Raw genomic sequence first — 23,005 nt, forward strand, 5'->3', positions numbered from 1 at the left:
ATGACCTGTGAAAAAGGCACTTTCTGTTGTCGGCATTTCCCTACTCCTTGCCGCGTGTGCGCGTCCCACTGACCGAGGTCAGCAATATGTTGATGGGCGTTTTAATCAAGTTCTTAATCCGGTCGAGCAAGTTGCCTCGGATAAATCCCGAGACTACTCTTTGTTTCCGGCTCAACTGGAGAAGGTTGAGTCTCGCTCTCCTTCATTGACGAAAGCGAATCAGGCCGTTTATGAAAGCGTGAAAGCCTGGTTGGCAGAAAGTGGAGAGCCAACGGCATTGAGCGACTACGGTTTGTCTCTTGAGCAGATGGGCGGCGGTGACGGTTATGGCAATGTGCTGTTTACCGGCTACTTCTCTCCAGTGATTGAAATGCGCCACGAGCCGGATGCCTTGTTCCGTTATCCGGTATACGCCATGCCTCAGTGCGATGAAAAGTGTCCGACACGTGAAGAGATCTACAACGGCGCGCTCGATGGTTTGGGTTTGGAACTGGGTTACAGTGCATCGTTGATCGACAACTTCATCATGGAAGTGCAGGGCAGTGGCTTCATTCATTTTGGTGATAACGACCAGCTTGAGTACTTTGCCTACGGTGGCAAAAACGGTCACCCGTATGTCAGCATTGGCAAGGTGTTGATAGAGCGTGATGAAGTGCCGCGTGAAAAGATGTCGCTGAAAGCCATTAAAGATTGGGTCGCACAGCAAGACGAACCCACTGTGATTGAGTTGCTCAATCAGAATCCATCATTTGTTTTCTTCGCCCCTAAAGCGGCGCATCCGGTGACAGGGACTGCGGGTATTCCATTGTTGTCCGGTGTGTCAGTGGCCGCTGACCGTGAATTTTTGCCAATGGGTACAGTGTTACTGGCAGAAGTGCCTCAGCTCAATGAAGAGGGTAACTGGAACGGTCAGCATGTACTGAAATTGCTAATGGCGCTGGATACAGGTGGCGCTGTGAAGAAAAACCACCTCGATCTTTATCATGGCATGGGTGAGGATGCCGGTATTAAAGCCGGTCACCACAAACACTTCGGCCGTGTGTGGAAGCTGACAAAGCTAGTTGAGACTGAAGAGCCTGCTCAGCAGTAACATAGGGGCTGTTGACCTTTGGTGGTGATTTTTGCAGCAGTTCGTGGGGATTTTATGCAAGGCAGAGGCTTCGATGTGTAGCTAGCCTACATGAGACGCTGATAACGCAGCAGAAATTCCCCACAAACGCTGCCCGAAGGGTTCGACTGCGCGTCCCGTACTCTAAGCGTTTTATGCTTTGTTGAGGTGTATTTGCTTAGAATGACTAGGCGGCACACACCTCGCCGCGCCTAAAACGTTTATAGCGAGAACAAAATTTAACCACCAAAGGTCAACAGCCCCTAACCAATAGAGACAAAAAAGGCGGGTTTGAAACCCGCCTTCTTCATTTGGAAAGAGTGGCTTATTTGATCAGGCCAACTTCTTTGTAGTATTTCGCTGCGCCAGGGTGCAGAGGTGCAGACAGACCGTCAGAAACCATTTCTTCTTTCTTCAGGTTTGCGAATGCTGGGTGCAGACGACGGAAGTCATCAAAGTTCTCAAATACCGCTTTGGTTACGTTGTAGATAACGTCTTCTGGTACTTCAGCTGAAGAAACAAAAGTTGCACCAACACCGAAGGTTTGAACGTCACCGTCGTTACCACGGTACATGCCGCCTGGGATAGTCGCAGTACGGTAGTAGTCGTTGTCAGAAACCAGCTTGTTAGATGCTGCGTTGTTCACTTCAACAATCACGCTATCACACGCAGTGGTTGCTTCTTGAATTGCACCACTTGGGTGACCCACGGTGTAAACCATTGCGTCGATTTTGTTATCACACAGCGCTTTAGACTGCTCAGCGGCTTTCAGCTCAGAAACCTGCTTGAAGTCGTCCATGGTCCAGCCCATTTCACCCATCAGTACTTCGATAGTACCGCGCTGGCCTGAACCAGGGTTACCCACGTTGACACGCTTGCCTTTCAGGTCATCAAATGTTTTGATGCCTGAGTCTGCACGTGCAACAACAGTGAACGGTTCTGGGTGAACAGAGAAGACTGCGCGCAGGTCTTTGTAAGCACCTTGGTCTTGGAATTTGCTTGAGCCATTGTAAGCGTGGAATTGCCAGTCAGACTGGGCGATACCCATGTCCAGCTCGCCAGCGCGGATGGTGTTGATGTTGTAGATAGAACCACCGGTAGACTCAACCGAACAACGGATGCCGTGTTCTTTCTTGGTTTTGTTTACCAGACGGCAGATTGCACCACCTGTTGGATAGTAAACACCAGTGACACCACCAGTACCGATAGTAACGAATTGATTAGCTTGTGCGGGTACGGCAGTTAAAGCAGCTGCAAAGCTCATTGCGGCCAAAGTTGGTTTTAACGCTTTCATGCTTTAGTCCTTGTCGATGATGTGATTGCTAACGCGGTGAGAGTCCGCTGTTAATAATTTGTGAGCCCATATTGCGCCGAAATTATCTGATAGTTAGTTTTTCGATCGCAAGAGATGCGCCTCACGGTTCAAAGCTACAGGAGATATTTTTTCTTAAATCTTCTGCAGAGTTGATATATAAACCCATGTTTTGAGACATAACGGCGATTTGCTGTACAAGTTCTGCATTATTATCCGCACACTGTCCCATTAAATTCATTAGATTATTTTCGAAACCAACGCGTACATCTCCTCCCAATGACATCGCTGCACTTAGACATTGATGCTCATGTTCTCCAAATGCACAGGTCGCCCACGAAATTCCCTCGCTGGTTATGCGTTTAATATCAAATTCGAGCAAATCAGTTGGTGCTGACAACATGTCTTTTTTATACTTGCCTAGTACCAATAGTAGGTGATGACCACTATTAGGCAACGTCTTGTCATTAACCATTTGAAAGTAAAGCGACAAATCTGCAGCGTCATACAAAATGTACTGCACATAGATACGTCGCTCATTGAGCTCGTAAAAGAAACGGCTGGCGTCTTTTTCAAACGCAGCGTTGGGGCGAAGTTCGCGAAGGGCGAGGGAGACAGCTTCCGGCTCGGTGCCTCGTACCAAAGCTATTTGTTCTTCGGGTTGATACAGTCCAACTGCCTCGGTCGTCAGTTGGATGACCATGTCAGAATCAAAACGGGCCCGTGTTTCCACGAGCCACTCTTTATTCAGTCCAACATCCAGTGAATGCTTGCCCTGTCCATCACGCACATGCATGTGAGCCATCGCAGCACCAGCTTGGTGACACTGCGTTAAGCATACGGCCATTTCGTCAATGGTCATTGGCAATTGTTGATGGTCTTCCTTGCCACGTCTTGCACCATTCGGCGCAACAATAATGGTTCTTCCTTTTTGCACCCGACGTTCCTATGCGAATACGTTGTCTAATGTGACGGCCAAACGTTTTACCAGCTCGTCAATTTCGTTCTCTGTGATGATAAATGGTGGAGCCAACAGAATGTGATGACCACGTTTACCATCAATGGTGCCGCCCATGGGGTAGCACATCAGGCCATTCGCCATCGCAGTCTTTTTCACCTGTACGTGGAGAGGGCGCGAAGGGTCAAACGGTGTTTTTGACGCTTTGTCTTGCACAAACTCCAGACCGATGAACATGCCACGTCCGCGGATGTCCCCGACAAAAGGGTGATCGCCCAATGTATTGTTTAACTGTTTGACCAGATAACGACCCCGTTCAGTCACTTCACTGAGCACGCCGTCTTCCAGTGCATCAAGCGTGGCACACGCTGCGGCACATGCCAAAGGATGAGCCATAAAAGTGTGCCCATGCTGGAAATATCCCGTGCCATGGAAAATCGCTTCATAGATTTTGTCGTGGATCATCACCGCGCCAATAGGCTGGTAACCTGCAGCGAGTCCTTTTGCCATGGTCACCAGATCAGGAACGATATCTTCCTGCTCATAGGCAAAATAAGTGCCAGTGCGGCCACACCCACACATCACTTCATCGAGGATGAGCAAGACACCGTACTTGTCACAAATTTCACGGATGCGTTTGAAGTAACCTTTCTCAGCGACCAGAGCGCCAGCGGTCGCGCCAACCACGGGTTCGGCCACAAACGCAATCACAGTTTCTGGGCCGACAGCCAATAATCTCTCTTCAAGTTCATTGGCCACGCGTTGTCCGTAATCAAAGTCAGTTTCATCGCCACGCTTATCCCGATAGGCATAGCATGGTGCAATCAACTCACCATTTTGCATCAGAGGCGCGAAGGGCTCTTTGCGCCACATGTTCCCCCCAACCCCCAGCGCACCAAGCGTATTACCGTGGTAGCTCTGGCGGCGCGCGATGAATCGTGTTCGAGAGGTTTCGCCTTTCTCAAGGAAGTATTGGCGCGCCATTTTAAGTGCAGCTTCTACGGCTTCAGAGCCACCGCTGACCAAATAAACATGGTTTAAAGGGCCTGGCGCTTTGTCTGCCAAACGTGCAGCCAATTCTTCCGCTGCTGGCGAGGTGAAAAATCCAGTATGAGCATATGGAATAGTGTGCAATTGATTTTCTATCGCACCTAGTACGCCGCGATGGCTGTGTCCGAGGCAAGATACAGCAGCACCGCCGCATCCATCGAGGTATTGACGTCCTTCACTATCAACAAGAAATACACCGCTGCCGCCTGCGACGACAGGTAAGTCAGAGTGACAGTGTCTTTGTAGTATGTGTGTCATGGTTTTCCTGAGCAAAATGTATCGTTGTTATAATGCTCAGTATGAACAGGTTGGAAATTGAACAGCAAACGATATAAATTCGGAGGGTATGCCTAAAATTCATAGGGTAGCTATATGGCAATGCCTATTCCGCCAATGAAAACCTTGCGAACCTTTACGGTGGTGGCGCAAACATTGAGTTTTTCAAAAGCGGCGAAACTGTTAAACCTGACACAAAGTGCTATCAGTAAACAAATCCTTCATTTGGAAGAATTGATGGGGTGTTCACTGTTTGAACGTACTGGCGGAAAGGTCGAGCTGACAGACGCGGGAAGACGCTATTTGCCTTCCGTGGTCGAAGCGCTGGAAAACCTCCAGCACGCTACATCGACCGTCATGCAGACATCAGAAACCAAGAACCGTATCGAAATATCGGTACCACCTTCGATGGCGAGTATGTGGTTGATCCCTCGCTTGGCGGCATTTAGGCAAGCTTATCCGAACATTGAACTGGCGGTCCGTGCTAGTGTGACGTCGGACAGCCATAACCGATATCAAAGCGATATCGCGATTCATTGTTTGCCCTTGTCGACCCATGAAGAAGAAGCGGAGCTTTTAGTGAGAGAAAGGCTGATGCTGGTGGCTTCCTCATTCTTGGTTTCTGATGCAGAGTCACTGGAAGATCTTTTGCCGCTCAATGCCATCAGCCATATTACCCGTCCCCAAATATGGAACCAGTTCTGGCATGAGCTAAAAGTCGCACCTAACGGCCCCAACTATGGCGCTGGCTTTGAGCACTTTTACATGGCACTGGAGGCTGTGAAGCATCATGAAGGAATGGCGCTGATACCCCAGTTTTTGATTCAAGATGCGTTAGATTGCCAGGAAGTGAGCAACCCACTTTCATTGAGCTTCGACAGTTTGTATGGCTACTTTCTGTTTAGCCATGGCTATAAACGACGATTGGGGCCAGTGAAACAGGTAATAGACTGGTTGAAACAAGAGTTGATGCCAGTGCGCATTAATCACTCGTGACTGCGGTTTTGGGAGTCATGGACATTTTGCGTCCAAGCGAGTATAAACCGCAGTCCACGTCGAAAATCGAGCAACAGAGCGAACTACTATGACAACAACTCAACCTGCATCGGAAAGCTATCAGCAACGCTTCGGCGGTACTCGCCGTCTGTATGGCGCCACTGAGCTTGAGATTTTGCGCCAGTCGCACGTTTGCGTGATCGGTATTGGTGGAGTGGGATCATGGGCAGTTGAAGCGCTGGCTCGAAGCGGTATTGGCGAGTTGACACTGATTGATATGGATGACGTGTGTGTTACCAACATCAATCGTCAAATTCACGCTATGTCTGGCACTGTGGGTCAAAGCAAAATCGAGGTGATGGCTGAGCGTGTTCGGGCAATCAACCCGGATTGTAAAATCAACCTGATTGACGACTTTATCTCTGAAGACAACATTCCAGAATACATCACCAAAGACTATGACTACGTGCTTGATGCCATCGATAGCATCAAGCCAAAAACGGCATTGTTGGCCTACTGTAAGCGCAATAAGATCAAAATCATCACAGTAGGTGGTGCTGGTGGGCAGATTGATCCGACCCAAATTCAGGTCGCGGATCTGACTAAAACGATTCAAGATCCACTGGCGGCAAAACTTCGCAATAACCTTCGCCGTTTCCATAACTTCACCAAAACTCAAGGGCGCAAGTTTGGTATTGATTGCGTGTTCTCGACCGAGCAGTTGAAGTATCCTCAGCCAGACGGCTCTGTATGTGAGACCAAAGCGACGGCAGAAGGACCAAAGCGAATGGATTGTGCCAGCGGTTTCGGAGCGGCAACCATGGTCACCGCGACGTTTGGCTTTGTCGCCGTTTCACGCATCATCACCAAACTGACAGCGAAAAAATAGCTGCTTTAAAAAGCACAAAAAAAGGCCGCGAACGTTCGCGGCCTTTTTGGTTTTGGAGCATTAAGCGTCAGCTTTAGCGCGTGCTTTTTTTGCAGCAGGTTTGGCTTCAGTTTCAGGCTGAATCGGAAGCACTTGCTTCACATAGTTACCTGGTGCAACACCGAGTACAGGGAAGTTCTCTGAACCTTGTGCATAAGGCTCGATCTTTTCCTTCGGATTGTAAGCAGATAGCCACTCATCCCAATGAGTCCACCAAGAACCGGCAGTGTGTTCCGCAGATTCAAACCACTCGTCTGCAGATTCACTCAGTTCATCGTTCACCCAGTAACCGTACTTACCTTTCGCTGGATGGTTCACAATGCCAGCAATGTGGCCGGACTCACCCAATACAAAGGTCTTGTTGCCGCCCACATTCAGTGCGCCACGGTAAGTCCCTTGCCAAAGTGCAATATGGTCTTCTTTGGTTGAGATGAAGTAGGTAGGGATTTTGATTTTGTTCAAATCAATCCAAACGCCACCCACTTTCACGCCTTTGTCCTGAACCAGTTTGTTGTTCAGGTACAGCTCGCGAAGCATAAAGTTATGCGTTGCTGCTGCGACGTTGGTGCTGTCACTGTTCCAGTACAGAAGATCGAAATCTACCGGGCTGTTGCCCTTGAGGTAGTTATCGATGTAGTAGTTCCAGTACAGGCTGTTTTCGCGCAGCAAGCTGAAGGTCACGCTCAGTGAGCGGCCATCCATATAACCACGTGCCGTGTTTTGCAGCTCAATCGCACTGATCACGCTGTCATTGATGTAAGCACCTACTTCACCTGGTTGCGCGAAATCGAGCAGAGTGGTGAAGAAAGACGCCGACTTGATGCGCGCTTTCATGCGTTTTGCTGCGTAGTACGCGATAGTACTTGCCAGCACAGTACCACCGATACAGTAACCAGCAGCGTTGATTTGTGATTGGCCAGTGATGTCCTCAATCGCAGACACCGCCTTCACAACACCTTCAGTCACGTAGTCACCGAACTCAACGTCTTTTTGCTCAACACCTGGGTTGCGCCAAGACATCATGAATACAGTGTGGCCTTGCTCAACTAACCAGCGCACCATCGAATTCTTCTCGCGAAGATCGAGGATGTAGTACTTGTTGATGAACGGCGGCACGATCAGCAGTGGCGTTGCATTGACAGTTTTAGTCAATGGACGGTACTGGATAAGCTCGAACAGTTCGTTCTGGAACACAACATCACCCTGAGTATTGGCAATGTCTTCGCCAATACGGAATGCGTTGTTGTTGGTCATGCGAACCTTCAGGATATCTGAGCTGGACTCAATATCTTCCTGTAGGCTTTGCAGACCTTTCACCAGATTCTCGCCGTTCTTTTCCATGGTCAGCTTAAGCAGTTCAGGGTTTGTGCCCACGAAGTTGCTTGGTGACATGGCATTAATAGCCTGACGAGAAAAGAAGTTCAGGCGCTCTTTGGCTTTGTCATCTAATCCTTCCACCGCGTTAATGGTTTCGAGATAAGTGCGGCCAAACAGCAGATAAGATTGTTTGATGAAGTTGTAGAACACTTCATCCTGCCAGCCTTTGTCCTGGAAACGTTTGTCGTCTTTTTCCGGCGTAACGATTTCTTCTTTGTTTGCCGCAAGCGCAACGTTTTGCCAGATTTGCATTTGCTGTTCCCACCACTGCATTTGAATTTGCAGCATCGCGGCGGGTTGATTTGCAGCACCCTCAAGAAGTTTGGCTGTGTCTTCGAGACTCTGCTCTTGGATGGCTTTGTTCAGGGGGGTGTTTACGGCTGCCTTGCCTTGCTCAAGATCCTTCCACCATTGCTGGTTACTCTCTTGGAGTTTTACAAGGTAGTCCGAGAAGAAGTTCTGATACATGTGTAAACCCTCTTGATCGGAAACAACACCGCCCTCTGCAGCGAGAGGGCGGGTCTACCTAAAATTAAGCTGGTTGAGCAGCTTTCAGGTTTTCAGTAGTCAGTTGTTCCAGATCGTCTTTGAACTCTTTCGCGATAGATTGCAGCTTCGCGCTGTCGTCCATCATTTGCTGAGACAATTTAGTCAGCGCTGCCAGTTGTTGGCTGCTGTATGCAGTCATAGAAGTCACGTCAGTCACTTCGCTTGCTGCTTTAACTTGTGCCAGACCCATTTCGCTGTAAGTTTTAACAGCGCTCAGTTGGAGTTCAGTCAGAGTTTCAACGTTCTTAGCAACCAGTTTGTTGAACTTAACGTAAGGTGCCAGCGTTTTTTCTGTTTGCTCAGAGAATGCTTTAAACATATCGGTGTACATGGTGTTTCTCCTAAGTGTATTAATTAGATCCAAGGGGGTTTAACGTTCTTAGCTATCAGCACGTTTCACGACAACTGCCGTACCCATGCCGCCGCCGATGCAAAGCGAAGCAACACCATATGTGCCTTCGCGTTTTTCCAACTCGTGGATCAGTGAAACCAGAACGCGGTTACCTGATGCGCCGAGCGGGTGACCCAATGCAATTGCGCCACCATTGACGTTTGCCTTCTCCAGAATGCTGTCAGGGCTGACGCTGTGGTTGTCCGCCAATTGGTGAACAACACCCAGAGCCTGAGCAGCGAAGGCTTCGTTGAGCTCAAACAGATCCACATCGGAAATAGACAGCTCTGCTTTTTTCAGAGCTTCTGTTACAGCACCTACAGGGCCAAGGCCCATGATTTTTGGATCTAACCCAACTTGCGCATAGCTGGTGATTTCAGCCAACGGTTTCAGACCAAGGCGCTGAACCGCTGCTTCTGAAGCGACGATCACAGCGCTGGCACCATCGTTAAGACCAGACGCGTTACCAGCTGTGACTGTACCTTCGCGGTTAAAGGCTGGGCGAAGCTTCGCCAGACCTTCTTGTGTGCAGTCTGCTTTAGGGTATTCGTCAGTATCGAAAGTGACAGTTTGGCGACGTTGCTTTACTTCAACAGGCACGATTTCATCTTTGAATCGACCTGCTTCAACAGCAGCAACGGCTTTTTGTTGGCTCTGCTGCGCGTACGCGTCTTGTTGCTCACGGCTTAGGCCGACGAGCTCAGCAACGTTCTCAGCAGTAACGCCCATGTGGTATTGGTTGTAGACGTCAGTCAGACCGTCGTTGATCAGAAGATCTTTGAGGCCGATGTCGCCCATTTTCTGTCCGCCGCGCAGAGAGCCTGACGCTGCGAACGGAATTTGAGACATGTTCTCGACACCAGCTGCAACCACGACCTCTGCGTCGCCGCAGCGGATGTGTGCAACTGCATCCATGACCGCTTTCATGCCGCTGCCACAAACCATGTTGATGGCATAAGCTGGAACGGTTTCTGGCAATTCAGCATAGATGGCGGCCTGGCGACCAATACCCATACCTTGGCCTGCACTGACTACGTTGCCGAGAATCACTTCGTTGATAGCGTCTGGGGAAACATTACCTGCTTCCAGAGCGCCTTTGATTGCAAATGCTGCCAGCTTTCCGGCTGGAACATCTTTCAGAGAACCTGTGAATGCGCCGATCGCGGTACGCTTGGCCGCGACAATATACACTTTTTCCATGTGTCGTCTTTTCCCGTTTAGTTCATGTACAAGCCGCCGTTGACCGACAGCGTTTCCCCAGTGATGTAAGCAGCTGCATCACTCGCAAGATACGCGACTGCATCAGCAATTTCTTCTGGACGAGCCAGACGCTTCATTGGAATCTCACCTTTGATAGACTCCAGCACTTCATCGCGCATAGCTTCTACCATTGGGGTTGCTGTATAGCCAGGGGCTACAACATTGGCGGTCACTCCGGATCTCGCACCTTCAAATGCCAGTGACTTGGTGAAGCCAATCATGCCGGCTTTTGCCGCCGCATAGTTGGTTTGACCAAATTGGCCTTTTAGGCCGTTAACAGATGAGATATTGATGACACGGCCGCCGCCTTTTTCGCACATAGCGGCAAAAAGAGGTTGGGTTACGTTAAAAAGACTATTGAGGTTAGTATCGATAACTGCATGCCAGTTATCTGCTGCCATTTTCTTGAAGAGACCATCACGTGTGATACCGGCGTTGTTGACTACAACATCGATAGTGCCTTCTTCTTCAAGAAGCTTGGGGAGACGCTCTGCACAGTCAGCTGTGCTGGTCACGTCCAGTTCGAACAGGCGTACCTGGTCTGAGTTGAATTTCTTCTCTTCAAACCATTCCTCGGCGCATTGCAGGTTCCCGGTGAAGTAGGTGGCAATCACGCGATAGCCCTGACTTACCAATTTTTCTGTGATCGCCGAGCCGATACCACCTTTTGAACCGGTGATGAGCGCGAGTTTCTTCATTGTTGACTCCATTCTTAACAACAAGCAATTGAACGTTTGACCCCTGTAACTGCATTTGGTTATCCAAAAATACAGGCACCTGTAATTTATTAGTTTTAGCGCGTAAGGGTTGAGACTAAGGAAACTCATCTAGTCTCGAATTTAGAATAGTTATTATGTGTGATGGTTTTATGACCACCGAAATTAAAGATATACAATCTTATGAGTAAGGCAAAAGGAATTAGGAGAGAATTACAGAAACAAGATCTTGATCTACAACAAAACGCCATAAGTTAACAGTGTGTTAAATTATGGTTTTCATTTGGATCTTTTGAGGTATTTTTTGTGTTTAATAAACGATTTTCTTTTTTATTCACCATTTATTGATGCACTAAATAGGTATTCGTGCTGCTTAAAAATGCACCAGATGAATTTAAGGAAGAAACCTCCGTTTTCGCAACTATAAACGCAGAATAATTGACCAGCCTCTCAGCTTTAAAGTGATTCTTGTACGGTAAAGTGGTCAGTTAAAGCAGTGAATTTATAACGAAAACAGGGCTGTTAGGCAGGTTTTATAAGGCTTTTAGCTGATTGATGATCGCCCGGACGCCGTTACTTCTTGATTGGCTGATATGAGCAAGAAGATCCAAGGCTTCAAGGTAGTTTTCGAAATTAAAAGTGAGGATATCTTCTTTAGATTTCATTTCGACGGCAGCAAGAATGATAGCCAACAATCCTTTAACAATTCTTGCGTCTGAGTCGGCAGAAAAATAGTAGACTCCCTCGCAAATTTTCCATGTAAGCCAAACTTTACTTTCACAGCCAGGCACGGAAATACTTTCTTCTTTTAATGTTTCGTCCATGTTTGGCAGCTTTTTTCCCATCTGAATAACCAGACGGTATTTATCTTCCCAGCTTTTGCATTGAGACATTTCGTTTAAGATGTCTTCGGTCGAAATATCGGTACCAAAAGGATGGGTTGGCTGAATGTTTGTCATGGTTCGGCTCAATGGTCAGCGAAAAGAGGTTGTCGGTATTTTAAAGCAAATCACAGGCTTTCTGAATGGCAGCAACACATCGGGCGATATCTTCTTCTGTGTTGTAAAGGGCGATTGATATACGGACACAGCCATTGATGCCAAGCGCATCCATTAAAGGATGAGCGCAATGATGTCCTGATCGCACCGCAATGCCTTGTTGATCCAACAAGGTGGCAATGTCGGAGTGATGAACGCCATCGACAGTAAATGCGACGACACTGGCTCCGCGTTGTAAGCCGATAATGCGTACATCCTCAATGTGTTGGATGCCTTCAACCAGTAAGCTCTGAAGTGTGCCGATATGAGCTTCTGCCCCTATGTGGTTAATATTGCCAAACCAGTGAATGGCCTCACCGAGCGCTATGGCGCCTGCAACGTTGGGAGTGCCAGCCTCAAACTTCGCAGGCGACTCGGCATACAGGGTGCCGGAAAAACTGACCTTCTCGACCATTTTCCCACCACCATGCCACGGAGGCATCGCTTCGAGCAGTGAAGGCTTGCCATATAGCGCCCCTATACCTGCTGGAGCAAACAGCTTATGACCGGAAAAAACATAGAAGTCTGCGTTCATCGCTGTCACATCAATATTCTCATGTACCACTGCCTGCGCGCCATCAACCACGACTACTGCACCTGACTGATGAGCCTTTTCGATAACCGCCTCTATCGGGTTTCTGGTGCCTGTCACATTGCTGATATGCGCAATGCACACCATGCGGGTTTTGGTGTTCAGCAGGTTATCTAACGTGGTCAGTTCTAATTGGCAGGTATTGGGATTAACAGGCCATTTCACCACTTTTGCGCCCGTTTGTTCGGCGACTAACTGCCAGGGAACAATATTGGCGTGGTGTTCCATTTCGGTCACGATGATTTCATCGCCCGGCTTCAGGTTCTGGCGGGCATAACTTTGCGCGATAAGATTTAAGGCTTCTGTCGCGCCACGGGTCCAGACAATACCTTCAACAGGGGCATTCAGGAAATCTGCGACAGTTTGACGCGCCGCTTCAAAGCGGTTAGTTGCTGAAGCCGTTAGTGAGTGGGAACCGCGATGCACGTTGGCGTTGGCACCCGAGTAGTATTGGCTAATGCTCTCGATCACCGCCCGTGGTTTTTGCGACGTGGCTGCACTGTCCAGATAAACCAGTGGCTGGCTATGGATGTGCTGATCCAGCGATGGGAAATCGCGTCGGATGATATCTACATCAAAAGGGCGGTTGGTCATGGTTTCGGTTTCGCTTCACTGACTCAGTTAATGGAGGCGAATGATCGCTTTTTCGTCATATTAACTCAAGAGAAAGTAATGGATGTGAAATGGTTTCAAGGCGAAACGAAGGGCAAAAAAAAGCACCGGGCAATCTGCTCAGTGCTACGACAAATTTTTTGATTGATAGGATTCAAAAAATACAGCAAGTATGAAAGGTAGATATCTCTACCGAATTTCGGCGATGCCGAAATATGCAAACACAACATCGCAACCACAAAATCTGTCGTACGTAGGGAACGAGAATCCCGTGGTGCGCGCAAACTATAGGTTTTCTCTGGAGCCAGAACAATCGACATTTTATAATACTGTTCATTAGAAAAACTTATATGTTAAGGACGCACCATGGCCCGACGTCTTCCCCCTCTCAATTCGCTCCGTGTGTTTGAAGCCGCAGCCCGTCATTTGAGCTTTACCCGTGCCGCTGAAGAGCTGTTTGTGACTCAAGCTGCCGTGAGCCATCAGATAAAAGCGCTGGAAGAGTTCCTTGGTTTAAAGCTGTTCCGACGTCGTAACCGCTCCCTCCTGTTAACGGAAGAAGGACAGAGCTATTTTCTTGATATAAAAGATATATTTACTTCTTTGGCGGATGCCACGGATCGGGTGTTAGAGCGAGGGGCGAAAGGGGCTCTGACCATCAGTTTACCGCCAAGTTTTGCGATTCAGTGGCTGGTACCTCGCTTGGCGGACTTTAACCAGCAACACCCAGAGATTGATGTGCGCATTAAAGCGGTAGACATGGAAGATGGCTCCCTGACGGACGATGTCGACGTAGCCATTTACTACGGAAGAGGAAATTGGCCTGGGCTGCGCTGTGATGAGCTTTATCCGGAGTTTCTGCTGCCAGTGTGCAGTCCAGCAGTACTCAATGGGCCTAAGCCACTGCATAGTCTCGAAGATTTGAAGCATCACACTTTGCTTCATGACAGAACAAGAAAGGACTGGAAGACTTACGCCAAGTACTATCAGATTAGTGACATTAATCTAAATTATGGCCCGATTTTTAGTCACTCCACCATGGTGCTTCAGGCTGCCGCACTGGGGCAGGGCATCGCATTGAGTAACAATGTACTTGCACAGCCGGAGTTGGAATCTGGCAGACTGGTGTGTCCGTTTGAGCATTTCTTGATGAGTAAAAATGCGTTTTATCTTGTCAGCCAACAAAAAGATGCGGATTCAGGCCGTATCGCAGCATTTAGGGAATGGGTATTGGCGAAAGCTGCTGCCGAACAGGAGAGTATTTCTGCATGAGTGAGTTTTCAGAAAAGAGTGTGTTGATTGATGGTCCGGCGTCGGCTGAACGTACGTTTATTTTTGCACATGGTGCCGGAGCAGGCATGGAGCACGACTTCATGGAGCAAGTCGCTGGAATGATTGCCGCTTATGGCATTCGTGTTGTGCGTTTTAACTTCCCTTATATGGTCAAACGTGCTGAAGATGGTAAGAAGCGCCCGCCAGACCGCGCGCCCAAACTGCTGGAAGCATTCAAAGAAGTGATTGCGGAATATGGCACAGAGAAAACGGTCATTGGCGGAAAATCCATGGGGGGGCGAATGGCGAGTCACCTCACTGATGTCGAGAGGGTGAAAGGCGTAACTTGTTTAGGCTTTCCCTTTCACCCACCAGGTAAGCCAGAAAAAGACAAGGGCGAGCATCTTGCCGATTTGTCACTTTCCACACTGATCTTGCAGGGGGAGCGTGACACTTTCGGTAACCGCACTGAGCTGGAAGGCTACCCATTGTCAGATAAGGTCACCCTGACGTTCATTCCTGATGGTGACCACAGCTTTAAACCGCGAAAAGCATCGGGCCACACCGAAACTGGTAACCGTCAGATGGCAGCTGATCACATCGCGGCGTTTATCAAAGAGGTGTGCTAATGAATGGCCGCCAATACGCTTCACTTGGCTGTATCTTCGCGGGTATTGCAGTGGCACTCGGGGCGTTTGCAGCTCACGCCTTAAAAGCGCAGCTTCCCGCCTATGAGCTATCTATTATCGAAAAAGGTGTGCAGTATCAGTTCTGGCATGCGCTGGCATTAATCGCCTTGGGGCTTTGGAATCATATCCAGCCACAGCGTATGCTTTCGCTTGCTTGCGGGTTTATTGCCATCGGCATGCTTTGTTTTAGTGGCAGCTTGTATGGTTTGGCGCTGACAGATTGGCGATGGCTTTGGCCTGTCACGCCACTTGGCGGCACCAGCTTCTTGGTGGGATGGCTTCTCGCTGCGGTAACACTCTGGCGCAAAGCTTGAGTTCAGCACCTTGCTTCATCATAATGTCGCGTCATTTTTATAGGTAACAGGCCCGAGATGAACCAGATTTTATTGTATTGCCGCCAGGGCTTTGAAAAAGAGTGTGCGGGTGAGATTCAGGACAAAGCGACAGGAGTCGAAGTGTATGGTTTTCCACGTGTGGAAAAAAACACTGGCTACGTGCTGTTTGAGTGTTACCAGCAAGGCGATGCAGAAAAACTGCTTCAGACGTTGCCGCTGAACTCATTGATCTTTGCGCGTCAGATGATTGCGGTAGTGGATACCCTGAACGATTTGGATCCAGGCGACCGCATCTCGCCAATTCTGGCGCTCGGCGGGGAACTGCCAAAATGCGGTGATATCCGCGTGGAAACGCCAGATACCGCGCAGGCAAAAGAGTTACTGAAATTCTGCCGAAAATTTACTGTGCCATTACGTCAGGCGCTGCGTAAACGTGGCGTATTGCTGGCAAAAGACAACCCGAAAAAGCCAGTACTGCATGTGTGTTTCACTGCGCCGGGCTGCTGTTTCGTCGGCTACTCACTGTCGAATAACAACTCACCACACTACATGGGTATCCATCGTTTGAAGTTCCCAGCGGATGCGCCAAGCCGTTCGACGTTAAAGCTGGAAGAAGCCTTCCACGCATTTATTCCTCGTGAAGAGTGGGATGAACGATTGGCACCGGGAATGTGGGCTGTTGACCTTGGCGCTTGTCCGGGTGGCTGGACGTATCAACTGGTGAAGCGCTCAATGTTCGTTCACGCGGTGGATAACGGTGCGATGGCGGAGAGCCTGATGGAAACCGGGCAGGTGAAATACCATGCTGCTGACGGCTTTAAGTTCGAGCCACCACGTAAGAACGTGACCTGGTTAGTGTGTGACATGATTGAAAAGCCTTACCGGGTAGCACAACTGATGGGTGAGTGGCTGATTGAAGGCTGGGCGAAAGAGACCATCTTTAACCTTAAATTGCCGATGAATCGCCGCTTCGAGCAAGTGAAAGACGATCTACAGAATCTGAAAAAGTTCCTGATTGAAAACGGTGTGAAATTTGAGATGCAGGCGAAGCATCTTTATCACGACCGGGAAGAAATCACGGTTCATATTCGTGTACTGAAATAACGAGAAGGCAGCCAATCGGCTGCCTTCTTCGTATTTGGGCTTTGCAAGAGTTAGGGGGCGGTGTAGCGGATATCCTGAAGGTTAAAACCCAGCGTTATATCTGTTTTCAACGTCGCGACTTGCTTACAGCGAAGTGCCAGTTCTTTTGTCCCGTCTAACTTTTTCTGCCATTTGGGCTCAACATCTTCAGCGGCATAAAGTTGTTCCAAGTTGCCATAACGCTGCAGGAGGGTATAAGCGGTTTTAGGGCCAATACCCGGTACACCAGAAACACCGCTAGAGCTAATGCCCGTCAGCCCCCAGTAATCGGTCAGTTGCTGAGGCTGAACGGCAAACTCTTTTTCAATAAACGGACTGTCGAGCCAGCGTTGCTGGAAATAATCGCGTATGCGCAGCGTTGGTTGCAGTAACTGGCAATAGCCTTTGTCGGTTGACACTATGGTGACTTGACCGTCGTGGCTGGCCACTTTGACCGCGAGTGTCGCAATCATGTCATCCGCTTCATCGCCGGACGAAAGCAGCGAGTCAATGCCCATATCCCAAAGCGCATCCTGAATCTTATCCAGTCCAGCTTGCAGAGCTTCTGGCATGGGTTTGCGGCCTTGCTTGTATTCGGGGACCAGCTCAGCCCGCCAGCCTCTGTCCTGCTCCGTATGGTCGAACACAGCGACAATGTGGGTAGGTTCTGAAGAGCGGATAATCTTGGTCAAAGCGCGGTTGCAGACTTGAATCGTCGAAGCGATATCTTCCGGATCTGGCTGCGCAGCGTGCACCCGGCGGATGAGGTTCATGGCATCAATGATGACAAGATGAATTGACATGGATTACCCAAATAAAAATGGCCCGTTGGGGCCATTCTAATTGCTTGAGAGATAAATGAAAGCCTATCGCCCATCAGAGCCCTGAACGATCTCGTAACAGGGAATATATTCTGAGCCGGGCAGCTTCATGCGTTGCTGCTCTACAAATCCGCGAAGGAGCTTGTCCATCTTCTTCATCAGCACAGCATCGCCATTGATCTTGAACGGGCCATTACGCTCAATTTCCCTGATACCTTCCTCTTTAACGTTGCCAGCAACGATGCCTGAGAAGGCTTGGCGAAGCGCCGAAGCCAGTAGTTCCGGACGCTGATTCATGTGCAGGTCGAGGTTTGCCATGTTTTCATGGGTCGGCTCGAACGGCAGTTGGAATTCAGGCGCAATTTTCAGTGACCAGTTAAATGAGTAGGCATCACCCGTTGATTGGCGGTGCTCTTTTACCGCAGGCATACCTTGCTTGATGATACGCGCCGCTTTTGCCGGATCGCCGATCACGATTTGGTAGTACTTGGTGGCTTCCTCACCAATCACATCACGGATGAACTCATCAATAACGCGGAAATAATTGGCGCTTTCTTTTGGTCCCGTCAGAACCACAGGCATAGGTTGATCAGCATTGTCTGGATGCATCAAGATGCCAAGAAGATACAGTAGCTCTTCAGCGGTACCCGCACCGCCAGGGAAGATAATGATGCCATGCCCAACACGCACAAACGCTTCAAGACGTTTTTCGATATCCGGCAGGATCACCAGTTCATTCACAATAGGATTGGGTGGTTCAGCAGCAATGATGGAAGGTTCAGTCAAACCAAGGAATCGACTGCCTTTGACGCGTTGTTTTGCGTGGCCAATAGCCGCCCCTTTCATTGGGCCTTCCATCGCGCCGGGTCCGCAACCGGTGCAGATGTTCAGTTCACGAAGCCCAAGTTCATGACCGACCTCGCGTGTGTATTGGTACTCGATCGGATTAATGGAGTGACCGCCCCAACACACTACCAGGTTCGGATCTTTCCCTGGCACCAGAGTTTTGGCATTCCGAAGAATATCGAAAATCAGGTTGGTCACATGGTTTGAATTGGTCAGGTTGAACACTTTGGCATGCTCAAGCTGGACGTTAACGTGAATGATGTCGCGCAGCACCGAGAACATGTGCTCTTGAATACCACGAATGATACGGCCATCAACGAAGGCATGTTCGGGCGGGTTAATCAGCTCTAGCTTCACGCCACGCTCGCGGCGCATCACGCGGATGTCAAAAGACTTATATTGTTCCAGCAACTCTTTGGAGCTGTCTGTGTGGCTGCCGGAATTCAGTACCGCTAACGAACAGTTGCGATACAGGCGATAAAGGTCGCTTTTCGCAGTGTCTTTCAGTCTGTCTACTTCAAGCTGGGAAAGAAGATCCATGGCCCCGACGGGGCTGATGTGAGTGATCATAATCACCTCCTGTGTAGAGAAAACACACTGTATTAGAGGGAGGGTGTAGGTGACACCATTTCGTTTTTATCAGAATTTATTTTCAATGGTTTAAAAATCAGTGTGTTAATTAACCATACACACAGAAAAGCGGTTTATCCAGTTCAGGCATTAAAAAACCAAAACGCTGTAGGGTAAGAAAAAGGGGTAGGTGATTGATTGCTTAAGGATTAAGCCCAGACCAGCTTATTGCGACCGTTGTGTTTGGCGTTGTACAGGGCGTTATCAGCACGTTCCAGTACATCCACTGTGCTGTCATTGTCTTTGAAAAGACTGCCACCGATAGAAACCGTGATAGTCAGGCGGGTGTCTTTGAACTTGAAGGGCAAACGTGAAACCGTTTCGCGAACATTGTTCAGAAGGGCTTTGCGGGTTTCTTCATCCGCATCCGGCAACAGGACCACAAACTCTTCACCGCCAAATCGTGCAATAAAGTCAGTATCACGCAGGCATTGGTGAATGGTGCGGGCTACCACTTTCAGCACTTTGTCACCGACCAAATGGCCATATTGGTCATTCACGCTCTTGAAATGGTCGATATCGATCATTGCCAGACAGAAAGGCGTCTGGTAGCGAATCCAGCAACGGTATTCATGTTCCAGGCGATCATCGAGCGCGGCGCGGTTATATACCTTGGTGAGAGGGTCAAGCAGCAGCTTACGCTCCTGATCGCCAAGGCGGCGACGGTAATCCATGGTTTGTTGATACAGCGCTTCCAGCTTTTGTTCGTTGTGCTGCAACTGCTCCATCAACTGTTGCTCTCGTTCTTCCAACTCGCGATTGCGAGCGACAAGAGAAGCAAGGTTGACGGCGACCTGTGACAGGTTCGGTCTCAGCTCTTCAAGCGTCTCCGCTTCCTGAAGATGGTTGTGGATAGAGTCAACTGATGCGGCCAGTTCCTCATTGAGCGAACTGCGCTGGGTAGCAATGGCCTGCGAGCTGTCGATTGAACGGCCATTGTGGCGCTGCAGAATCGACAAATCTTCATTGAGCTGGGAAAGAAACGCTTGAGACGCTTTGCGCTCATTGCGCGTTCCGTCGAGGATCAGCTGAACAGATTCCAGAGTGAGTTCAAGCAGGGTCTGTGCATCCGGTGATAGCAACAAGCGGCTACGGATATCCAACAAGCGGTCTCCAACTTCGCCGTCAAAGTCGAGTTCGGTGATCAGGTGTTGGAGTTCGCTGCATAGCTGGTTGATGCGATCGATGTTCAGCAGATCGCGGGCACTGAGGCCGTTGGATGGCAGAGAAAGTAATTTGAGGGCGCGTTCATAAAGCTGAAGCAGTGCCACAATTTTTTCAGTGCTGCCTTTTTGTTCTGCGGCAGGGCTGGTCAACAGAGTACGCAGGTCGCGTTTTAATTGCGCAGGCAAGCCGGGCAGACACTTAAGCGTTTCCCCGCTTTGCTGGAACTGGCATTCCAGTGAATCTTTAGCACGTTCCGTTGCCTGATTGTGTCTGTTGACCATGCGCTCTACCAATGCAAGTTGCGGGATCAATCTACTGACATCTTCCTGAGAGTCAAGCTCACGTCGGATTTGTGAGAGGCGCTCGTTGAGAAGAGGGTCATCATGAGCCTGGGAGGCTGCAATTAATCGTGAAATGAGACGTTTCAGGATCGTCGCTTCGCGCCGCGATTTAAGGGCTAAATCACGGAAAACCAGCTGGGATTGCTGCAACTTTTCTTTCAATAGAATGACATCGTCATCTGACGAGAAGTTGGACATAAAACGCGACTACATCTCCGAACTTCAATGCAGCACGAAAAAAGTCTGCAATAGAAGTTACTATTTCACCATTACATGTGGGCAACGGTTAGCTATAACGGTTTATTACTAGGGCTATCAATAGATTGGCGTCAGTTTTTATCAGATTCGTGAACCGTCTGCCAGTTAATTCCGCTGAGTGCCGAAGTTTTGACCTTGATAAGACCTGTGTTGATGCCGTCCAGACAAGCCTGACGAACATTGTTGTCAGCAAAACAGGCGGCAGGTGTCGAATCTATGGCGCTTAAATGCACCCATTGGCTGGTGTGTTCGAGTTTACTGGCCTGACGTGCTGCACTCGTTGCCATCAGTAGGATGTCTATCAATTCCTTGTCGTTTATTGAGGTAAAAGCGCGTGGCAGGAAGGGGTAATCCGCCATACCGATACGAAGACGGTCATCGACGTCTTCAAGTCTGCTTTCCTGGACAAAATCATCAATGAGCGACTGGATTTTTCCAGCCAGCTTTTCAGGTTCATTCAGCGTTTCTGCATTTGGCTCAATGTAAATGAACATGGCGTCAGAGAAGTGATAAAGGCGCGTTGGCTTCTCGATATGGGATTGTAGGTAGTCCCCAAGTTTTCGTTCTAACTCTAACCCTTGGTGGTAACCGTGTTGAAGATAAACCACCTTAAGAAACGGTACTTCAAACATCGCGAAGCTGAGTTTGTCGCTCAAGGGCTCATGGATCATCTCGCCGAGATACCACTGTTCGAAGTGAGCACTGCTTTTCGCCAGAGAATTAGAGAGTCTGTCGTTCAGCATACGCAGGTTTCTTAGTCCACTTCTTGGGTGGGTGTAGAGCTCTTTTTGTAGATCTTCCAGCTGATGTTGGCGAAGATTCGCAGCCCGATGTCGCAGCACCAAAACCAGCAACAACACGGCCAGGCCCCCCAACAGAAACAGGTTGATTTTCTTCTGTTCGACAATGATTTCTTCGTCGGCAGCCTGTTTTCGCTGCATATCTTCAAGCTGCAGTTGGCGTTCAATCACACGCTGACGATGTTTGAACGATTCCGCTTCGAGTATCTGCTTTTGGCTTTCATTGCGTTTTTCGAGCATGTCGAAGCGGCGTTGGATGTTCAGTGCCTGCTTGAAATCACCTTTTTGCTCATAAGCCTGTGATAGACGGGCTAGACATTCGATCATCAATCCCCGGTTTTTCAACGCTTCTGCGTTTGTCATCGCTTGTTTCAGCGCATCAATAGCAACATCAGGCTCTTTGTTTATCACCGCCAACTCTCCTTTGAGGATGAGAGCCTGTGCCAGTGGCAGGTTTAGTTCGTGTTCACTGGCCACCTTGATGGCGCGGGTCGCGTATTCCTCTGCTTGACCAAAGCGCAGTAGCTTGAGGTAGGTTCGTGCTATCGAGACGTTGATATCGGCAATGTTCGTTGCTCTGGAGAGCAAGTTTTCCAGGTCTAGTGCGTTGAAGTAATGAACCAGTGCGAAGTTGTAGCGACCCTGTTGGCTGTATATGTTGGCCAGAAGGGTTTGGGTTTCGGACAGTCCGCGGCTCAGATCGTATTGTTCGTAGAATTCAGCAGCCTGATTAGCGTGTTGCAACGCTTTATCCATTGCACCTTGCTGCTGGTAGAGTTTGGTCAAGGAAAGACTGGCGCTAGCAATCTGTGAAGCAAAGTCATTTTCGCTGGCAAGCCAGTACGCGCTGAGAAGCTCAGAAAGCGCACGCTCGTAAGATTCTATCCCAAGGTAATAATTGCCAATGGCAATTTGGTAACGCACCTTCTGTTCCAGATCTGGCTGCTCACCCAAAGCCTGTTCCACCTGAGAAAACTGCGCAAGGCTTTCTGCTTCTGTCTCGTCGCTGGTGGTGATCATCGCGTTGAGTAGTTTGGCTTCGAAATCGATTCGCTCAACGCTAGTCGTTTTCGGACCTTTTTGGCCAGCGATAGTGTTCAGCAGCGCTTGTAAGAGGGCGACAGCGTCGTCGGGCTTATCATCGAGATAATAGAGTATGCTGGCCTGCGTGAGCATGATTTCAAGCTTGGCTTGCTTCATGCCGTGTCCTTCGACCGTGCTTTTTGCGTTATCTAATGCCTGCCATGCCGCTTCCTGATTGCCAAGGGCGCTGTGTGCTTTGGCGGTGATAAGGTAGGCGTGCACTGTGTTCAACGGCGTGCGGATAGAGCGGTCGGATTCGTTGTTGCTGTGGGGACGGTTAGTCGATTCGGCCAAACGGCGTTGCAACAGGTAGCGCTCTGTGACGGCCAGCGCTTTCTCTGGTGCGGTGGGGATCAATGCTTCTGCTTCCGCCAAAATCGGTGTGGAATAGAGTTTGGCATCGGCATAGACACTAAAGAACAAAGAGAAAGAAAACAGTGCGGCTGGCAAGAATCGCATGGCTGAATAATGTCGTTTCC

At 49.2% G+C, this 23,005-nt stretch carries 20 protein-coding genes; 7 read left to right on the forward strand and 13 right to left on the reverse strand.

The genetic code is table 11. The annotated features are described in order from the left end of the window. Positions 1-7: 7 nt before the first annotated feature. Positions 8-1,090: a murein transglycosylase A gene (mltA, locus tag D515_RS04240; protein WP_002536318.1), complete on the forward strand. Its 1,083-nt coding sequence runs from the start codon at positions 8-10 to the stop codon at positions 1,088-1,090. A gap of 343 nt (positions 1,091-1,433) precedes the next feature. On the opposite strand, the gene D515_RS04245 is transcribed toward mltA, so the two are convergent. The 3 genes from D515_RS04245 to D515_RS04255 all read right to left on the reverse strand — a co-directional run bounded on the left by D515_RS04245 (position 1,434) and on the right by D515_RS04255 (position 4,686). Next, positions 1,434-2,402, reverse strand: coding sequence for a TAXI family TRAP transporter solute-binding subunit (locus tag D515_RS04245; RefSeq protein ID WP_002536320.1), 969 nt, complete (start codon positions 2,400-2,402; stop codon positions 1,434-1,436). Between the two features lie 121 nt (positions 2,403-2,523). Next, positions 2,524-3,357: a beta-keto acid cleavage family enzyme gene (locus D515_RS04250; protein ID WP_002536322.1), complete on the reverse strand. Its 834-nt coding sequence runs from the start codon at positions 3,355-3,357 to the stop codon at positions 2,524-2,526. A 9-nt stretch (positions 3,358-3,366) separates the two neighbouring features. Further along, entirely contained in the window at positions 3,367-4,686 is a 1,320-nt protein-coding gene (locus D515_RS04255; protein ID WP_002536324.1) for an aspartate aminotransferase family protein, read from the reverse strand. Positions 4,687-4,800: 114 nt separating this feature from the next. Here D515_RS04255 and D515_RS04260 point away from each other — a divergent pair, with 114 nt between their 5' ends. Then, positions 4,801-5,700 (forward strand): LysR substrate-binding domain-containing protein, encoded by a 900-nt coding sequence (locus D515_RS04260; protein ID WP_002536325.1) that lies wholly within the window; start codon positions 4,801-4,803, stop codon positions 5,698-5,700. Between the two features lie 88 nt (positions 5,701-5,788). Beyond that, positions 5,789-6,589, forward strand: coding sequence for a tRNA cyclic N6-threonylcarbamoyladenosine(37) synthase TcdA (gene tcdA, locus D515_RS04265; RefSeq protein ID WP_002536327.1), 801 nt, complete (start codon positions 5,789-5,791; stop codon positions 6,587-6,589). Positions 6,590-6,649: 60 nt separating this feature from the next. Here the strand turns inward: tcdA and phaC are convergent, their stop codons facing one another. From phaC to csdA, 6 genes are all read right to left on the reverse strand, one after another. After that, a complete protein-coding gene (gene phaC, locus D515_RS04270) occupies positions 6,650-8,473 on the reverse strand; it encodes a class I poly(R)-hydroxyalkanoic acid synthase (RefSeq protein WP_002536330.1) in 1,824 nt (607 codons plus the stop codon). A 64-nt stretch (positions 8,474-8,537) separates the two neighbouring features. Further along, positions 8,538-8,885, reverse strand: coding sequence for a phasin family protein (locus D515_RS04275; RefSeq protein ID WP_002536332.1), 348 nt, complete (start codon positions 8,883-8,885; stop codon positions 8,538-8,540). Between the two features lie 48 nt (positions 8,886-8,933). Next, positions 8,934-10,145: an acetyl-CoA C-acetyltransferase gene (locus D515_RS04280; protein WP_002536333.1), complete on the reverse strand. Its 1,212-nt coding sequence runs from the start codon at positions 10,143-10,145 to the stop codon at positions 8,934-8,936. A gap of 17 nt (positions 10,146-10,162) precedes the next feature. Continuing rightward, the gene (locus tag D515_RS04285; protein ID WP_002536335.1) at positions 10,163-10,903 is read right to left on the reverse strand and encodes an SDR family oxidoreductase; all 741 of its coding nucleotides are present in this window, start codon (positions 10,901-10,903) and stop codon (positions 10,163-10,165) included. Positions 10,904-11,454: 551 nt separating this feature from the next. After that, a complete protein-coding gene (csdE, locus tag D515_RS04290) occupies positions 11,455-11,880 on the reverse strand; it encodes a cysteine desulfurase sulfur acceptor subunit CsdE (protein WP_002536336.1) in 426 nt (141 codons plus the stop codon). 40 nt (positions 11,881-11,920) lie between these two features. Beyond that, complete coding sequence (gene csdA / locus D515_RS04295; protein WP_002536338.1) at positions 11,921-13,144, reverse strand: cysteine desulfurase CsdA; 1,224 nt, start codon at positions 13,142-13,144, stop codon at positions 11,921-11,923. Positions 13,145-13,528: 384 nt separating this feature from the next. Here csdA and D515_RS04300 point away from each other — a divergent pair, with 384 nt between their 5' ends. From D515_RS04300 to rlmM, 4 genes are read left to right on the forward strand one after another with little or no spacing between them, the layout of a single operon-like run. Next, entirely contained in the window at positions 13,529-14,434 is a 906-nt protein-coding gene (locus D515_RS04300) for a transcriptional regulator GcvA (RefSeq protein ID WP_002536340.1), read from the forward strand. After that, a complete protein-coding gene (locus tag D515_RS04305; protein ID WP_002536341.1) occupies positions 14,431-15,063 on the forward strand; it encodes an alpha/beta family hydrolase in 633 nt (210 codons plus the stop codon). Before D515_RS04300 ends, D515_RS04305 begins: the two co-directional genes overlap by 4 nt. After that, on the forward strand, positions 15,063-15,437 hold the full coding sequence (locus tag D515_RS04310; RefSeq protein WP_002536343.1) for a DUF423 domain-containing protein: 375 nt from the start codon (positions 15,063-15,065) through the stop codon (positions 15,435-15,437). Before D515_RS04305 ends, D515_RS04310 begins: the two co-directional genes overlap by 1 nt. A 57-nt stretch (positions 15,438-15,494) precedes the next feature. Next, complete coding sequence (rlmM, locus tag D515_RS04315; protein WP_002536344.1) at positions 15,495-16,562, forward strand: 23S rRNA (cytidine(2498)-2'-O)-methyltransferase RlmM; 1,068 nt, start codon at positions 15,495-15,497, stop codon at positions 16,560-16,562. Between the two features lie 50 nt (positions 16,563-16,612). On the opposite strand, the gene xni is transcribed toward rlmM, so the two are convergent. From xni to D515_RS04335, 4 genes are all read right to left on the reverse strand, one after another. Continuing rightward, positions 16,613-17,383: a flap endonuclease Xni gene (gene xni, locus D515_RS04320; RefSeq protein WP_002536346.1), complete on the reverse strand. Its 771-nt coding sequence runs from the start codon at positions 17,381-17,383 to the stop codon at positions 16,613-16,615. A 63-nt stretch (positions 17,384-17,446) separates the two neighbouring features. Further along, positions 17,447-18,817, reverse strand: a complete 1,371-nt coding sequence (gene ppnN / locus D515_RS04325) for a nucleotide 5'-monophosphate nucleosidase PpnN (protein ID WP_002536348.1) — start codon at positions 18,815-18,817, stop codon at positions 17,447-17,449. A gap of 209 nt (positions 18,818-19,026) precedes the next feature. Next, complete coding sequence (locus tag D515_RS04330) at positions 19,027-20,583, reverse strand: GGDEF domain-containing protein (RefSeq protein WP_002536349.1); 1,557 nt, start codon at positions 20,581-20,583, stop codon at positions 19,027-19,029. Between the two features lie 131 nt (positions 20,584-20,714). Continuing rightward, the gene (locus tag D515_RS04335; protein ID WP_002536351.1) at positions 20,715-22,985 is read right to left on the reverse strand and encodes a tetratricopeptide repeat protein; all 2,271 of its coding nucleotides are present in this window, start codon (positions 22,983-22,985) and stop codon (positions 20,715-20,717) included. Positions 22,986-23,005: the final 20 nt, after the last annotated feature.

The sequence above is a fragment of the Grimontia indica genome (assembly GCF_000333895.2).
In the GTDB taxonomy this organism is placed as follows: domain Bacteria; phylum Pseudomonadota; class Gammaproteobacteria; order Enterobacterales; family Vibrionaceae; genus Enterovibrio; species Enterovibrio indicus.

Bases quoted from the DNA above. Each gene is read 5' to 3' on its own strand.
- D515_RS04245 (WP_002536320.1), bottom strand. From the start codon at position 2,402: ATGAAAGCGTTAAAACCAACTTTGGCCGCAATGAGCTTTGCAGCTGCT.
- D515_RS04255 (WP_002536324.1), bottom strand. From the start codon at position 4,686: ATGACACACATACTACAAAGACACTGTCACTCTGACTTACCTGTCGTC.
- D515_RS04260 (WP_002536325.1), top strand. From the start codon at position 4,801: ATGGCAATGCCTATTCCGCCAATGAAAACCTTGCGAACCTTTACGGTG.
- tcdA (WP_002536327.1), top strand. From the start codon at position 5,789: ATGACAACAACTCAACCTGCATCGGAAAGCTATCAGCAACGCTTCGGC.
- phaC (WP_002536330.1), bottom strand. From the start codon at position 8,473: ATGTATCAGAACTTCTTCTCGGACTACCTTGTAAAACTCCAAGAGAGT.
- D515_RS04275 (WP_002536332.1), bottom strand. From the start codon at position 8,885: ATGTACACCGATATGTTTAAAGCATTCTCTGAGCAAACAGAAAAAACG.
- D515_RS04280 (WP_002536333.1), bottom strand. From the start codon at position 10,145: ATGGAAAAAGTGTATATTGTCGCGGCCAAGCGTACCGCGATCGGCGCA.
- D515_RS04285 (WP_002536335.1), bottom strand. From the start codon at position 10,903: ATGAAGAAACTCGCGCTCATCACCGGTTCAAAAGGTGGTATCGGCTCG.
- csdE (WP_002536336.1), bottom strand. From the start codon at position 11,880: ATGACAAACATTCAGCCAACCCATCCTTTTGGTACCGATATTTCGACC.
- csdA (WP_002536338.1), bottom strand. From the start codon at position 13,144: ATGACCAACCGCCCTTTTGATGTAGATATCATCCGACGCGATTTCCCA.
- D515_RS04300 (WP_002536340.1), top strand. From the start codon at position 13,529: ATGGCCCGACGTCTTCCCCCTCTCAATTCGCTCCGTGTGTTTGAAGCC.
- D515_RS04305 (WP_002536341.1), top strand. From the start codon at position 14,431: ATGAGTGAGTTTTCAGAAAAGAGTGTGTTGATTGATGGTCCGGCGTCG.
- D515_RS04310 (WP_002536343.1), top strand. From the start codon at position 15,063: ATGAATGGCCGCCAATACGCTTCACTTGGCTGTATCTTCGCGGGTATT.
- rlmM (WP_002536344.1), top strand. From the start codon at position 15,495: ATGAACCAGATTTTATTGTATTGCCGCCAGGGCTTTGAAAAAGAGTGT.
- xni (WP_002536346.1), bottom strand. From the start codon at position 17,383: ATGTCAATTCATCTTGTCATCATTGATGCCATGAACCTCATCCGCCGG.
- ppnN (WP_002536348.1), bottom strand. From the start codon at position 18,817: ATGATCACTCACATCAGCCCCGTCGGGGCCATGGATCTTCTTTCCCAG.
- D515_RS04330 (WP_002536349.1), bottom strand. From the start codon at position 20,583: ATGTCCAACTTCTCGTCAGATGACGATGTCATTCTATTGAAAGAAAAG.
- D515_RS04335 (WP_002536351.1), bottom strand. From the start codon at position 22,985: ATGCGATTCTTGCCAGCCGCACTGTTTTCTTTCTCTTTGTTCTTTAGT.